This window comes from Rhodococcus sp. SORGH_AS_0301 (assembly GCF_030818285.1).
Classification (GTDB): domain Bacteria; phylum Actinomycetota; class Actinomycetes; order Mycobacteriales; family Mycobacteriaceae; genus Rhodococcoides.
Genome location: NZ_JAUTAC010000002.1, coordinates 1,135,855 through 1,150,712, shown reverse-complemented (window position 1 = coordinate 1,150,712; position 14,858 = coordinate 1,135,855). Strand labels below are relative to the sequence as shown.

Genomic DNA, 14,858 nt, shown 5'->3' with positions numbered 1-14,858 from the left:
TGCTGCTGCGCGCTCGCGGGGTCACTCTGCGGACACTTCGGAAGAACCCGCACGGCACCGACCTCGGTCCGCTGCGTCCCGGTCTGCCGGGCAAGCTGCTCACCCGCGATCGGCGTATCGGTCTGATGCACGACGTGATCACCCCGGACATCGACAGACTGCGGAGCGCTCTACTCGCCGCGACGCCCGTCCGCGGACGGCGAACTGCTCCTGATCGGGCGCCGCCACGTTCGCAGCAACAACTCGTGGATGCACAACGCGCCGCGTCTCGTGAAGGGCAAGCCGCGCCACGGTCTGCTGGCACATCCCGCCGATCTCGACCGTCTCGGCATCGCCGACGGGGACACCGTCGAGGTCGTGTCCGCCGCCGGCTCCGTGCGCATCGAGGTGACGGCGAGCGACTCGGTGATGCCCGGCGTCGTGAGCATCCCGCACGGTTTCGGGCATGACCGCGACGGTGTGCGACTGACGGTGGCCCGCGACGTCCGCGGACCGAGCGTCAACGACCTCACCGATCCGGACCGCGTCGAGGGCGTCGCGGGAAATGCCGTCCTCAACGGTGTCCCGGTGACGCTCCGGCTCGTCAGGACCGATGATCAGGACACGTCGAGCAGCCGGGTCCCGTCGACGAGCAGCGAGCGGAGGGTGGGTTCGTCGACGGGCGGACAGATGGCGTGACCCTGCGCGCGGTGGCAGCCCAGCTCGACCAGAGTGCGCGCCGCCGCGGACGTCTCGACTCCGTTGGCGACGACGTCGAGCCGGAGTGACCGAGCAAGTCCGATCATGACCGAGACGAGCGCACGATCGTCGCCGTCCACGCCGAGCCCGTCGGTGAAGTGCCTGTCGATCTTGAGCACGTCGAGCGGCAACCTCTTGAGATGCAGCAGTGACGAGTAGCCGACACCGAAGTGGTCGATGGCCGTCCTGATTCCCCTGTCGCGCAGGGAGGTGAGGGCTGCGCCCGATCGCGCCACCGAATCCACCACCGCGACCTCGGACAGCTCCAGGCAGAAGCAGGCCGGGTCGATCCCGTGGGTCCGCAGGACGTCCGCCACCTCCTGCGCGAAGTCGCGCACGGCGAGGTGGACCGGTGAGATGTTCACGCGCAGAACCAGGTCGGCGCGACCCGTGGCGTCCCGCCAGCTCACATACGCCCGGCACGCCGCATCGATGACCCAGCGCCCGAGTTCCGGGGCGAGGTTCGCCGCGTCGGCGATGGGCACGAACACGTCGGGCCCGAGCATGCCGCGGGTCGGATGCGGCCAGCGGACGAGAGCTTCCACTGCGGTGATCTCACCGGAACGCAGGTCCACCTCGGGTTGGAAGTGCAGCACCAACCGGTCGTGAGAGATGGCATGGCCCAGCGTCAGCTCGACGTCGGTCCGCAGGTCGTTGGTCGCCGCGATCTCGTCCGAGTAGAGGACGACGCCGTTGCCACCCGACGACTTCACGTGCAGCGCCGCCTGATCCGCCCGGCGCAGCATCTCCGACGGATCCGCGGTTCCCACGGCCACGCCGATACTCGCGGTGCGGGTCACTCTGTCGTCCCCCACCACCATCGGCTCGGCAACCACCGACCGGACCATCTCCGCACGATCCGCACCGTCCTCGGCCGTGGGCGCACCACCGAGGACGACGACGAACTCGTCCCCGCCGAGCCTCGCCACCACGTCCCCCTCCGGCAGTCGGCGGCGGATGCGGTCCGCGACGGTGCGCAGGAACTCGTCACCCATGCGATGGCCGAGGAAGTCGTTGAGAGCGGCCAGCCGGTCGATGTCCACGAACAGCACGCCCACCGCGGTGCCGTCGCCGGCGCGCCCGTCGAGCAGCTCGGTGAGCCCGTGACGGTTCATCAGCCCGGTCAGTTCGTCGATCATCGCGGTGTGGCGCAGTTCGTTCTCCGCGGCCACGCGCCTCTGCACCTGGGCGAGCATCGCTCCGACCGCAGTGACTGCCTCGAGCTCCTCCGCGGTCCACTCGCGGTCGGCGAATCGAACGAAACCCAGGACGCCCAGGGTGCGGCCGTCGCCGACCAGGGGTACCGCGACCATCGTGGTCGCCGGAACCCCTGATGCGTCCTTCACCCGGTCGCGGTAGTTCTCGGGCTGATCGCTCGGCCTGTAGATCTCGACCTCGGTCTGGCTGCGCGACCGGGCGAACACGGGATCCGCTCTGTCGAAGTACACGACGCCCAACGGATCCGGGTCGGGAACGACGGGCCGCGGGGGCCACTCCGCGACGAGAATCGACGCGTCGATGCGCTCGTCGTTGTGCCGGAGAAAGCACGTGTCCATCCCGAAATCGGTGGACAGGTCTCGGAGCAGCGCCCGGTACGCCTCGACGACGTTCGCGGAGTCGGCACCGAGCAACCGCGTCGCCAACTCGGACACGAGCGTGTTGAGGGGCCGCCGGACACTCGTCCGACCTTCCATCCGATCCATGACTTCTCCTGAAATCCCCTGATCGGCCCGATGCCCCCGCACGGCCGTCACCACCCCACCCGGTCGATGCAGCGTGTCGTACTCGCAGCTCGAGGCATCTTCCGCGCATTCTGATCAACATCTGATCCGAAAATGCAGTGACCTGCAACTCATGACATCACACATAAAAACCGACTCTTTACCGGTTTTGCCTCAGTTGCACCGTGGCAGAACCGTAAGTCACTGTGCCACTATCGGTCCCATGTCGGACCTGGTATCGATGAATACGTCAGCGAGCTCGGTCACGGCTGCCCCTGACCTCTCGTCCCTGTACTACCGAGTCGTGCGGTCCGACCGGGCGACGACGGTGCACGACGGCTCCGGCGCTCTCGCGTTCTACAACTCCGCGTGCAGCAACCTGCTCGGCTACGACTCGAGTGAGCTCGCGCTGCTCGGATCGTCCGCAGTGCTCCATCCTGCCGACACCGAGGCCCTCGCCGATGCGACCGCGCGGGCGTTTGCCGCCCTCGACGGCTCGGCCGACGCTCGGCTCCGGCTGGTCCGCAAGGACGGTGGGGCCGTCGAGGTGGATCTCGAACTCTCCCGGGTACAGGTCGGGGACCGTCGATACCTGCTCGTCGAGTCGACGCCGGTCGCCCCCGCGGCCTGACTCGCCGGGCCGGAGGCACGACCGCTGAACCCCGGTGGACGACCATCCCGAGTACAGGAGCGCCAGACCATGACGGCCCCGCCACTCTCGACCACGCACACACGCCCCACACACGCCTTCGGGTACTACGACGATCCGGTGTTCGAGTGCACCGTGGTCGCCACCTCCCCCACCTCCCGCCCGGATCTGTGGCGTCGCTACCTCGAAGGTGCACGCATCAGTTACGAGCGGCACGACGTGTCCGTCGCCCTCGAGTACGACACCATCCGCGACGGGCGGAACACGACCATCTTTCTGTGCGCCCTGGATGCGTCCGGGCGCATGCTCGCCGGCATCCGCGTCCAGGGTCCGTACGAGCACGCCCGTCAGACGCACGCCGACCTGGAGTGGCAACGGAACCCGTTGGCGCGGAACGTCTTGCGAGACGCTGTCAACGACCGTCTCCGCGAGGGAGTCATCGAGCTCAAATCGGGCTGGGTGGATCGTGCAGCGCCACGCGACAAACGTCTCGTCGACATGATCGCGCACGCAGGACCGCTGGCGTGCTCGTTGCTCGGGGTGCGTTTCGCACTCTCCACCGCTGCGGACCATGCCGTGTCCATGTGGCAGAAGTCGGGGGCCGTGGTGGCCGATACGATCGACCCCACGCCGTATCCGGACGACCGCTACAGCACGAGGGCCCTCTGGTGGGATCTGAACACGTTCCGAGAGACCGCTCACGCGCATCACGCTCGACGGATCGACGACGCGGCAGCGCAACTGGTCCACACCTGGTCCACGGGAACGACATAGGCCCGACACGAAGGAGCGACTCGTGACCGATGCGCTGACAGGCTCTGCTGCACTCGTTCTCGATCCACACTCGGAGAACGATCGAGCGGTCGTCGAGTCTCTGCTCGGCGACGGTGTGACCGTCGTTCTCGACACACTCGACGCCCAGGCACGGGGACTGTCCGCGCTGGTCCCCCGGCCCGATGACGACGTTCTGGACGAATCCCCTCGCTGGGTGCACTATCCGTGGCGCCGCACGCTCGTCCGCGTTCTCGGGCCTCGCGGGTTCCGGCGGCTCCGGCTCGACCGCAACCGCAACAAGATCACCGCCGAGGAGCAGGACCGGTTCGGCGCGGCGAAGATCGGCGTCGTGGGTCTCAGCGTGGGGCACGCGGTCGCGCACACCCTGGCCCTCGAGGGACTGTGCGGGGAATTGCGGGTCGCCGACTTCGACGAGTTGGAGCTCTCCAACCTCAACCGGATCCCGTCGACCGTTCTCGACCTGGGCGAGAGCAAGACCGACATCGTCTCCCGGCGCATCGCCGAGCTGGACCCTTACCTGTCCGTGCGCGTCGAAGCACGCGGCATCACCGCCGACACGGTCGACGACTTCCTGGACGGCCTCGACATCGTCGTCGAGGAATGCGATTCCCTCGACGTGAAGGTCCTGCTGCGTGAAGCCGCCAAGCGGCATCGCATCCCGGTGATCATGGAGACCAGCGACCGCGGACTTCTCGACGTGGAACGGTTCGATCTCGAGCCCGATCGTCCGATCTTCCACGGCGCCGTCGGCACTCTCTCGTCGGGCGCCCTCAGCGGTCTCAGCACGCGCGACAAGGCACCCCACGTCATGTCGATCCTCGGTGCATCCGACGTGTCCGCGCGGTTCGCCGCGTCCATGGTCGAAGTCGACCGCACGATCTCGACGTGGCCGCAGCTCGGGAGCGACGTCGCTCTGGGAGGGGCGACGGTCGCAGCGGTGGTGCGGCGCATCGTGTTGGGCCTTTCCATACCGTCCGGTCGCACCCGTGTCGACGTCGACGGCGCTCTCGACACCCTCGGAACGACCGAGAGCGCCCGGGACCCCATCGACGAGCCGGCACCGACGACGGCGCCCACGACACCGACCTCGGTCGTGGACTCGATGGTGGAGGCCGCTCGGCGCGCACCGTCCGGCGGCAACGTTCAGCCGTGGATCGTGACCACGTCCGACGACGTCGTCACGATCACGCTCGATCCTCTGCGCACCACCGGTCTCGATGTCGCGCACCGCGGGAGCCGAATCGCCCTGGGCGCCGCGGTGTTCAACGCTCGGGTCGCCGCGGCCCGAGCCGGACTCACGGCGGTGCCGACCGTCGTCGACGAGGGGGACGGTCGCGTACGCGTCGACCTGACACCGGCGCGACGGCCGGACACTGCCCTCGCTCCCCTCCACGAGGCCATGATGCGGCGTTCGACGAACCGTCATCCGGGCACACCGACCGCACTGGCCGACGAGGTCGTGCGCGACCTGCGCGCGGCGGCTGCAGCGGAGGACGGCTCAGCGATCGTGATCACGGATCGGGCGGCGCTGTCCGAGATCGGCGAGATCCTGGCGGAATCGGACCGACTCCGCTACCTCACCACCACGCTGCACGCCGAGATGATGTCCGAACTGCGGTGGCCCGGAGACGACGACCCGGACACCGGTATCGATGTCGCCACTCTGGCCCTCGACGCCACCGACCTGGTCAAGCTCGACGTCGCCCGACGACCCGACGTGATGCGTCTTCTCGCGGACTGGGACACCGGCACGGCGTTGGGCGACGACACGCGCGCTCGGATGGCGACCACGTCCGCGGTACTCGTCGTGTTCGCGCCGGGAACCACCGGCCGCGATCACGTCGTCGCCGGCGGTGCAGTGGAGCGTGCGTGGATCACGGCCGAGTTGCACGGTCTGGCAGTTCATCCCGTGTCTCCCGTGTTCCTCTACGCCTCGGAGGAGCACGAATTCGACGCTCTGTCCCCGCGTTACGCCGAGCGACTACGCGCACTGCGTCACCGCTTCCTCGATACCGCTGGTCAGCCGCGAGACAAACCGGTCGGCCTCGTATTGCGACTGTCTCACTGCGCAATTCCCGCCGTTCGAAGTCGGCGTCGACCTCGCTGACGGCACTCTTCGCGGTACAGTCGGCTGAACGAGTGCAGTCCAGCGCTCCGCAGCCACGCGAGGAGACCCGACGTTGGAGCGCCGTCCGAGCTTCGACGTGCTGGTGACCCGGGTGGCGACCCATCTGATCGGCGTCAACGCCGCCACGGTCGGTGCGGGCTACGAGAAGGTCCTCTCGAATCTCGTCGACTACTTCGACGTGGACGCCGCCTATCTCCGGCATCACGACGCGCAACGCCGTGCCACCGTGATGGTGGCGGAGTGGCCCGCGCGTACCGACGTCCCTGATCCCGACCCACTGGGGACCGTCACCTTTCGTGACGCCGACCCCGTGTTCGCCGCGACGGAGCACCTCAAGGAGCCGCTGCTCTTCCGCCCCGATCCCGCCATGGAGGACTACCGCCGACGCGTCGAGAGTGCCTCGGGTTACCAGAGCATCTCGATGGCATCGGTCCCGCTCGTCACCCGCGACACGACGACCGGAACCCTGGGGTTGGTCGCGTCGGGCGACCGCGAGTGGTCCGACGAGGAGGTCGAGGCGCTGAAAGCGATCGCCACCCTCTTCTCCCAACTGCAGGCTCGGATCGACGCCGAGGAGCACCTGCGGTGGGCCGCCACGCACGACGCGTTGACGGGGTTGCTCAACCGGCGGGGTGTCTCGGAGCTGCTGTCCGCTCGACTCGCCGGGGGCGGTGACGCATTCGCGGTGCTCTACTTCGACCTCGATCGCCTCAAGGCCCTGAACGATTTCCTGGGGCACTCGGCCGGTGACACGTTCCTCCGCACGGTCGGTGCACGGCTGCAGCGGCATTCGGACGCGGACACTCTTCTCGCACGGTGGGGCGGCGACGAGTTCGTGGTCGTTCTTCCCGGTCCGATGACGGAGGACGACGCGTACGCCGAGGCCTGCCGCATTCTCACCGTGGTGACCGCACGGGTCGACATGGCGGGCGAGTACGTCTCACGTACCGCCAGTATCGGTGTCGCACTGGGCATCCCCGGCAGCGGTACGGTCGATTCGGTGATCGCGGACGCCGACCAGGCTGCGCTGGCCGCCAAAACGGCCGGGGGCAATCAGGTCTCGCTGTTCAGTTCCGAGATCCGCGAACGCAACGAGTTGCAGAACGACATCGAGCTGCATCTGCGCGCAGCGATCGAGGGCGAGTCACTGCTCCTGTACTTCCAACCCGAGATCGACCTCACGACCGACCGCATCACCGCGGTCGAGGCCCTGGTGCGGTGGCAGCATCCCACCCGGGGCATGCTGCCGCCCGTCGAGTTCATTGCCATCGCCGAGGCCGTCAACCTGGCCACCGACCTCGGACGGTGGGTGCTCCACACCGCGTGCAGAACGTACGCGTCGTGGCGCTCGACGTTGGGAACACTGGACATCGCACTGCGGGTCAATGTGTCACCCGCACAGTTGGTCTCGCTCGACTTCGTGCACACCGTACGAGAGGCGTTGTCCCGGTACTCCCTCGAGCCGCAGTACCTGTGCATCGAGATCACCGAGGTGGCAGTGGTCCACGACATCGTCCTGGCCGCACGGGCTCTGCGCGACATCCGTGCACTCGGGGTACGCGTGGCCATCGACGACTTCGGCACCGGGTACAGCTCGCTCTCGCATCTCAAGACGCTGCCGGTCGACGCCGTCAAGATCGATCGCGAGTTCGTCACCCACCTCGCGACCAGTAGGGACGACCGCGCGATCGTCGAGGCCGTCACCGCCCTCGCTCGGGCCTACGACCTCGACCTCATCGCGGAGGGGCTCGAGGACGTCGACGCCCGTGCCGTGTTGCTGGAACTGGGGTGCTCGCGCGCGCAGGGGTACCTCTACGCCCGCCCCCAGCCCGCCGACGTCGTCCTCGAGATGCTGAGAGTCGGAACGCTCACACCGAGCTGAACGTCAGCCCTCCGCCTGATCGGGCTGCGTTCCGGCCGCGTCGTCCAGTTCCGACGGGTCCGCGTCGGGGTCGCGCGAGGAGTCGTAGGGCCTCTCCGAGGAGGTCGAGGGTTCGTCGGACACGGGCGAGTCGCCGTTCGGTTCGGTCATGCGGCACGCGTACCCGCGGCCGCCGTCGCTGATCCTGCCCAGGTATCGTGAGCGCGCGTCAGCGCCGGGGGCGGTAGCTCAGTCGGTTAGAGCCGTGGACTCATAATCCATTGGTCGCGGGTTCGAGCCCCGCCCGCCCCACTCGGACCCTTCGCCTTCCCGCACCTCGGTCGTCAGGCCAGGACGTCCCCCTCGCCGGGACACCGTTGTCCCGACACGCACACACCGTCGTTTCGGCTGTTCGTCTGCTATATTTTGAACTCTAGGTTTGTTTCGAAGCGATCGACCCGGCCACCCGTCTGTTCGTCGACTCCGAACGGTGACGAGAGAGGCAGGACCGACGGCAGAGCCGTGAGGAACGACGATGATGCCCGACGAGGATGGATCAGACCCGCGCCCGACGCTGTCGGAGGCCTTCATGTCCTCGCGACTCGGTCTCGCGACGGTGTTCGACCATTCCCCCGACGTGGTGCTCGTGTCCACGTCCGACGGCCGGATCGTCCACGCGAATCCCGAGGCGTCGAGGACTCTCGGACTCGACGGCGGTGAGCACGGGCCGCCGGACGAACCGACCGTGGACGCCGTCGTCGTCCCCACTCCCCCCACGACGCTCACGGACATCCTCTCGGCTGTCCAGCTCCACGGAACTTGGCTCGGCCGAACAGAACTGGTGCATCACCTCACAGGAGAAAGGCTCGCGGTGTCCACCTCAGCATTCGCCGTACGCGGCCACGACGACGACTCGTCCCTGGTCGTCTCGATCCATCGCGACGCCTCTGCACAGAATGCCGACGACCATCTCCTGCAGAAAGCTCTGGACGCGTCGACCTTCCGGGCGTCCGAGCAGCGGGTCGTCGCCGAGCTGAGCAGGCTCGCTCTGCGCGGCCGGCTCGACGACCTTCTGTCGGCGGCCACCGACGCCGTCGTGACGCTGTACGGGGCGCGGTGCGCCGTCATCACCCGCGCGCACGACCTGCCTGCCACTCTCGAGATCGTCGCCGCCACGGGGGACGACGCACCGCACGATCTGTGCGCCACCGGGCCCTCCTCGATCACCGCGTTCGCCAGCCGATCGGCCACCCGGATCGTGTGGTCCGGGGACGCGCACGAGTCCAGGTTCGACGTCGCCGCCCTCGTCGCGGGTGGTGTCGACAACGCGGTCGCCGTGCCGATCGACGGCACCGGCCAGCCGTGGGGTGTGTTGACCGTCCTCGGGGTCGACTCGCGCTATCTCTCGTCCGCCACCGGGTCGTCCGTGCCGATCATCGACATCACGACGGCGGGGCCGCCGATTCTGGTCCCGGACAATCCGATGCTCGACACCGGCGCCCTCGACACGGTGTCCGACGTCGTGTCCGCAGCCGTGCATCGTGTCGGCGTCGAGAGCGAACTGCGCTACCGCAGCCTCCGGGACCCGTTGACGGGGCTCCCCAATCGCGCACTGGCGTACGACCGCATCGAGTCCGCCGTCGAGCGGGGCGTCGCGAAGGCCACCACGACGGCCGTCATGCTCATCGACCTCGACGACTTCAAGTCCATCAACGACGGGCTGGGGCACGAGGCGGGCGACTCGGCTCTGGTGTCCATCGGCAACCGCCTCACCCGGGCATCGCGCCCCGGCGACACCGTGGCTCGCCTGGGCGGCGACGAGTTCGTGGCGGTCTGCGAGAACCTCTCCGGTCCGGAGGAGTCGATCGCCGTGGCGCAGGCCTACGCGGACGCCGTGCGGGCGGCCATCGTCGTCGACGGCAACGAACTGCGCATCACCGCGAGCATCGGCGTCGCGTTGGCGGACGACACCGTGCCCGGCAACGAGCTCATCCGCCGCGCCGACGTGGCGATGTATCGCGCGAAGGACACCGGTCGCGGGAACGTCGCGGTGTTCGACACCGACGATCGAGAGCACCGCCGCAACCAGTTGGCTCTGTCGGCCGATCTCCGGTCGGCTCTCGACAGCCAGATCCTGACGCTCGCGTACCAGCCCATCTTCGACATCGCGACCGGCCGCATCACCGCCGTGGAGGCACTCGCGCGGTGGCAGCACCCCACCCTCGGCTCGGTGAGCCCGGAGACCTTCGTCCGGATCGCCGAGCGCACGGGCCAGATCAACACCCTCGGCCTGTGGGCTCTGCACACCGCGTGCGTGCAGGCGGCGGAGTGGCAGGCCATCTCGGACGTCGGCGTGCGAGTCAACGTCAGTGCCCTGCAGCTTCGCCAGCCCGAGTTCGTGGCCAGCGTCGCCCGCATCCTCGCCAGTTCCGGTCTGCCGGTGGGCCGACTCGGCCTGGAGATCACCGAGACGGTGTGGCTCGCGGACACGGCGCAGGTGCGGGACGCCCTCACCGAACTGCACGAGATGGGCGTGTCCATCCTCCTGGACGATCTGGGCAGCGGCCACAGCTCCGTCACCTACCTCAGCCGGTATCCCGTCATCGAGGCGTTCAAGATCGATCAGACGTACATCCAGGCCATGCCGGGCAAGCAGCCCGAGGCCATCGTGTCCGCCATCGTGTCCCTGGCACACGCGTTCGACGTCGCCGTCGTCGGCGAGGGTGTCGAGTCACAGGCCCAGTTCGACCGTCTGCGGGACAGTGGCTGCGATCTGGCCCAGGGCTTCTGGCTCGCCCACCCGGCCAGCGCGAACGAGGTCACCTCGATGTTGCTGGAGCGACGCGCCGGCTGACCGTCAGCCGGCCGGATCGGTCCTGGTGGCGTCGCGCACGAAGTCGGCGGCCACCTCGCGAACTCGCACGTTCCGGCGCTGCGCCTCACGCGAGAGCACGTCGAACGCCGCGTCCGCGTCGAGACCGCGCATCGCCATCAGAATGCCCTTGGCCTGCTCGATGGGGGCGCGTCGCGCCATGGCATCGCGCAGTCCGCTCACCGTGGTGGTGGCGTCGGTGTAGCGAGCATGCTCGCCAATGGCCCGTCCCACGGTGGTGGTAAGGCTGTCCAGGATGTCGGCGTCCATGTCGTCGAAGGCGTCGGCGGACGAGCCGTACAGGTTGAACGAGCCGATCACGCCGTCGAGAGTCCTGATGGGCGAGGCGAGGAACGAGTGCACACCCTCGGTGCGCGCCGCGGCCGCGAACTCCGGCCACCGCTGCTCGGTGCTGTCGCAGTCGACGACGATCGTGGTGTCGGTACGGGACGCCTCGAGGCACGGACCCTCGCCGGTCTCGTACTGCATCTCGTCCACTGCGAGGGTGGTGCTGTCGGTGTAGACCGCCGTGTAGGTGGTGCCGTCGTAATCGATTGTCACGCCGCAACTGTCGGCGCCCCTGATGACGTCGTGCGCGAGATCCACCGACCGCTGCAGCAACTCGCCGAGCTCGTCCGTGTCCTCGATGCGTCGACCCAGCGAGCCGACGATCTCACCGAGTCGTTCGGGTGTCAGGCCACCTTCGGCCCGCCCTTCCGTGTCCATTGCACCATTCGATCACACGCCCGCCGATCCACCGAGGCGTGTTCGGCACACTCCGTCGGTCCGTGCGTAGTCTGAGGTGCGGTCGGCGTTTCGGTTCGTCGACCCTCGGGTAGTTCCCCGGACGGCATGCAGACCAGGCACGCCTGTGGGAGCTTCCCATCGAAGATGTCCGCGCGTCCCGTCACATCGGAGGAACAGTGGATCCGGAAGTTCAGCACGAACCCAGCGAGATCACGTACGACGAGAGTTTCTACCCGGCCAGGCCTCGCCCACTGAAGCCGTCGGTGCGTCGTGCGTACCGCACCGCGGGCGCGCTGCCCCAGGGTGACGCCGACGCCTCCAATCCCGAGTACGTGTCGTGGCTCGTCGACCGGTCGATGCTGCACGATGCCAAGCTGATCGCGGAACAGTTGTCCGGCAAGGGCAGCATGTGGCAGAACCCCTACGCGTCGCCGGATCCGCGCGGAGCCGTCGAGCGCGCACCCGTGTGGTTCACCGCGTATCCCATCTCGCTCATCGCGGCTCCAGGACAGAGCTTTCTCGGCACGCTCGGCGACGAGGCTCTGTGGCAGGTGTTCTCGGACATCGGCATCACGGCCGTGCACACCGGCCCCGTCAAGGAGGCCGGCGGACTGCACGGGTGGCATGCCACACCGTCGGTCGACGGCCACTTCGACCGCGTCAGCATGCAGATCGACCCGGCGTTCGGCTCCGAGGAGGAGTTCCGGCGGCTGTGCGTCGTCGCGTCCGCCTACGAGGGCATCGTCATCGACGACATCGTCCCCGGACACACCGGCAAGGGCGCCGATTTCCGATTGGCGGAGATGAACGTCTCCGACTACCCCGGCATCTACCACATGGTGGAGATCGAACCGCAGGACTGGCACCTGCTCCCCCGCGTGAAGGCGGGCCAGGACTCGGTGAACATCGATGCCGAGTCCGAGGCCAATCTCGCTCGTGCCGGGTACATCGTCGGCCAGCTCCAGCGCGTCATCTTCTACGAGATGGGCGTCAAGGAGACCAACTGGAGTGCCACGCCGGTCATCCGCGGAGTCGACGGGGTCGAGCGCCGCTGGGTGTACCTGCACTACTTCAAGGCGGGTCAGCCCTCCATCAACTGGCTCGATCCCTCGTTCGCCGGTATGCGCCTCGTCATCGGCGACGCCTGCCACTCCATCGCGGACCTCGGCGCCGGCGCACTGCGTCTCGACGCCAACGGGTTCCTCGGAGTCGAGCGCCGGACCGAGGGTCCGGGATGGTCCGAGGGCCACCCGCTCTCGGAGGCCGCCAATCACCTCATCTCCAGTGTGGTGCGCAAGATGGGTGGCTTCACCTTCCAGGAGCTGAACCTCACCATCGACGACATCAAGGCGATGGGAAGCAGCGGCGCCGATCTGTCCTACGACTTCATCAACCGCCCCGCCTATCACCACGCGCTCGTCATGGGGAACACCGAGTTCCTCAGGCTCACCATGAATCTGGCGCGGGACCACGGTGTGGACACCGCCTCGCTGGTGCACGCGCTGCAGAATCACGACGAGATGACCTTCGAGCTGGTGCACTTCGCGACCCTGCACCGTGAGGACGAGTTCTCGTACGGCGGCGACGTGATCAAGGGCGGCGATCTGGGTGACCAGATCCGCGCCGAACTGTGCGAACGACTCACCGGCCGGTGGGCGCCGTACAACCGCACGTTCACCAACAACGGGATCGCCTGCACCACCGCGTCGGTCATCACGGCGTCGTTGGGCATCCGCGACCTCGACCGGATGGACGACACCGACATCGAGACGGTCAAGCGCGCCCATCTCATGCTGGCCATGTACAACGCGCTGCAACCGGGCGTGTTCGCGCTGTCCGGCTGGGACCTCACCGGCATCCTCCCGGTGCCGGCGGAGGAGGTCGCCGATCTCATCCGTGAGGGCGACACCCGCTGGATCAACCGTGGGGCTCACGACCTCATGAACACCTCGCCCGACGCCACCCGGTCGGAGTCCGGGATCCCCCGTGGCCGCAGTCTCTACGGCTCGTTGCCGGAGCAGATGAAGGACTCGACGTCGTTCGCGCGTCAGCTGTCCCGCATCCTCGATGTGCGGACGAGGTACGGCATCGCGACGGCCACCCAGCTCGACGTCCCGTCCGTGTCGCACAAGGGGCTGCTCGTCCTGGTGCACCAGCTGGGCAACGGATCCATCTCGGCGACGGTGCTGAACTTCACGGGCGACGAGATCCACGCGACGGTGCAGTCGAAGCACCTCACCGGCGGGGCCACGGTGGTGGACCTGTTCACCGACCAGGACATCGCCGTCGTCGACGAGCTGGGCAGTTTCCCGATGACCCTGCAGCCCTACCAGGGCGTCCCGGTGATGCTCAGGGGCTGATGCCGAGAGGTGGCCGGGGAAGGTTAGGCTAACCAGCATGCGAGTGGCGATGTTCGGCTATCAGACCTGGGGACACACGACGCTTCGGACGGTCATCGAGTCCGATCACGAGGTGGTCCTGGCCGTCACCCATCCTCCCAGTGAGCACTCGTACGAGTCGATCTGGTCGGATTCCGTGGAAGATCTGGCACGCGCCCACGACGTGCCGGTCCACCTCGCCCTCACTCCGGACGATGCGCTGCGCGTCGCGTTGGAGGAGGCGAAGCCGGACATCATCGTCGCGAACAACTGGCGCACCAAGCTGCCCCGGTCCATCTACGACATGCCGCCGCACGGCACCCTCAACCTGCACGACTCACTGCTGCCCCGGTTCACGGGTTTCTCCCCCGTGATCTGGTCGCTGATCAGCGGCGCGGCCGAGACCGGCCTGACCGCGCACCGTATGGACGACGAACTCGACACCGGCGACGTCGTCATCCAGCGGTCCGTTCCGATCGGCCCGCGCGACACCGCGACCCAGTTGGTGCAGGCGACCATCGACCTCATTCCCGAGGTACTGCTCGAGGCACTCGGCGCGATCGAGAGCGGCACCGCGGTGTGGACCCCGCAGGACCTCTCGCAGCGGACGTTCTTCCACAAGCGTGCGGACATCGACAGCCGTATCGACTGGACGTGGCCGGCAGAGGACATCGACCGTCTGGTCCGCGCTCAGTCCGACCCCTACCCCAACGCGTGGACCCATCACCGTGGCCGTCGGCTCCGCATCGTCGAAGCGCATGTGTCGCAGGGCATCTACGGCGGTACACCCGGTCGCGTCTTCATCCACGAGGGTGACGGCATGGCGATCGTCTCCGGCCCGAACGCCCACCTCGGCCGTAACCGAGCGCTCGTGATCGACGCGGTGCGCACCGAGGACGACGACCGCACGATCCCTGCTGCGGAGTACTTCCCCCGCGGCGGCGGGTACCTCACCGACGCTCCCTGACG

At 67.9% G+C, this 14,858-nt stretch carries 11 protein-coding genes and 1 tRNA gene; 9 read left to right on the top strand and 3 right to left on the bottom strand.

Going from position 1 to position 14,858, the window contains the following annotated elements; all coding sequences use genetic code 11:
- Positions 1 to 249: 249 nt before the first annotated feature.
- The gene (locus QE397_RS06070) at positions 250 to 678 is read left to right on the top strand and encodes a molybdopterin dinucleotide binding domain-containing protein (RefSeq protein ID WP_307092340.1); all 429 of its coding nucleotides are present in this window, start codon (positions 250 to 252) and stop codon (positions 676 to 678) included.
- On the opposite strand, the gene QE397_RS06065 is transcribed toward QE397_RS06070, so the two are convergent.
- Positions 597 to 2,441 carry a bifunctional diguanylate cyclase/phosphodiesterase gene (locus QE397_RS06065; RefSeq protein WP_307092338.1) on the bottom strand — a complete coding sequence of 615 codons (1,845 nt, stop codon included), beginning with the start codon at positions 2,439 to 2,441 and terminating at the stop codon, positions 597 to 599. The two genes, QE397_RS06070 and QE397_RS06065, sit on opposite strands and share 82 nt — an antisense overlap.
- A 241-nt stretch (positions 2,442 to 2,682) precedes the next feature.
- On the opposite strand from QE397_RS06065, the gene QE397_RS06060 reads away from it, so the two are divergent.
- The 4 genes from QE397_RS06060 (at position 2,683) to QE397_RS06045 (ending at position 7,913) form a co-directional block, all read left to right on the top strand.
- Complete coding sequence (locus tag QE397_RS06060; RefSeq protein ID WP_307092336.1) at positions 2,683 to 3,090, top strand: PAS domain-containing protein; 408 nt, start codon at positions 2,683 to 2,685, stop codon at positions 3,088 to 3,090.
- A 69-nt stretch (positions 3,091 to 3,159) separates the two neighbouring features.
- Positions 3,160 to 3,882, top strand: coding sequence for a hypothetical protein (locus QE397_RS06055; protein WP_051613357.1), 723 nt, complete (start codon positions 3,160 to 3,162; stop codon positions 3,880 to 3,882).
- A 22-nt stretch (positions 3,883 to 3,904) separates the two neighbouring features.
- Entirely contained in the window at positions 3,905 to 6,010 is a 2,106-nt protein-coding gene (locus tag QE397_RS06050; RefSeq protein ID WP_307092335.1) for an Rv1355c family protein, read from the top strand.
- 73 nt (positions 6,011 to 6,083) lie between these two features.
- The gene (locus tag QE397_RS06045; RefSeq protein WP_027505748.1) at positions 6,084 to 7,913 is read left to right on the top strand and encodes a bifunctional diguanylate cyclase/phosphodiesterase; all 1,830 of its coding nucleotides are present in this window, start codon (positions 6,084 to 6,086) and stop codon (positions 7,911 to 7,913) included.
- A gap of 3 nt (positions 7,914 to 7,916) precedes the next feature.
- On the opposite strand, the gene QE397_RS06040 is transcribed toward QE397_RS06045, so the two are convergent.
- Entirely contained in the window at positions 7,917 to 8,063 is a 147-nt protein-coding gene (locus tag QE397_RS06040; protein ID WP_197027787.1) for a hypothetical protein, read from the bottom strand.
- 67 nt (positions 8,064 to 8,130) lie between these two features.
- Between QE397_RS06040 and QE397_RS06035 the strand changes: the two genes are divergently transcribed.
- Together QE397_RS06035 and QE397_RS06030 are read left to right on the top strand one after the other, a co-directional pair.
- Positions 8,131 to 8,204, top strand: a tRNA-Ile gene (locus QE397_RS06035).
- Between the two features lie 223 nt (positions 8,205 to 8,427).
- Positions 8,428 to 10,746: an EAL domain-containing protein gene (locus QE397_RS06030; RefSeq protein WP_222649312.1), complete on the top strand. Its 2,319-nt coding sequence runs from the start codon at positions 8,428 to 8,430 to the stop codon at positions 10,744 to 10,746.
- A gap of 3 nt (positions 10,747 to 10,749) precedes the next feature.
- On the opposite strand, the gene QE397_RS06025 is transcribed toward QE397_RS06030, so the two are convergent.
- The gene (locus QE397_RS06025; protein ID WP_056445747.1) at positions 10,750 to 11,490 is read right to left on the bottom strand and encodes a GAF and ANTAR domain-containing protein; all 741 of its coding nucleotides are present in this window, start codon (positions 11,488 to 11,490) and stop codon (positions 10,750 to 10,752) included.
- Between the two features lie 197 nt (positions 11,491 to 11,687).
- Between QE397_RS06025 and treS the strand changes: the two genes are divergently transcribed.
- Positions 11,688 to 13,871: a maltose alpha-D-glucosyltransferase gene (gene treS / locus QE397_RS06020; protein ID WP_027505747.1), complete on the top strand. Its 2,184-nt coding sequence runs from the start codon at positions 11,688 to 11,690 to the stop codon at positions 13,869 to 13,871.
- A gap of 37 nt (positions 13,872 to 13,908) precedes the next feature.
- Complete coding sequence (locus QE397_RS06015) at positions 13,909 to 14,856, top strand: methionyl-tRNA formyltransferase (protein WP_056445750.1); 948 nt, start codon at positions 13,909 to 13,911, stop codon at positions 14,854 to 14,856.
- Positions 14,857 to 14,858: the final 2 nt, after the last annotated feature.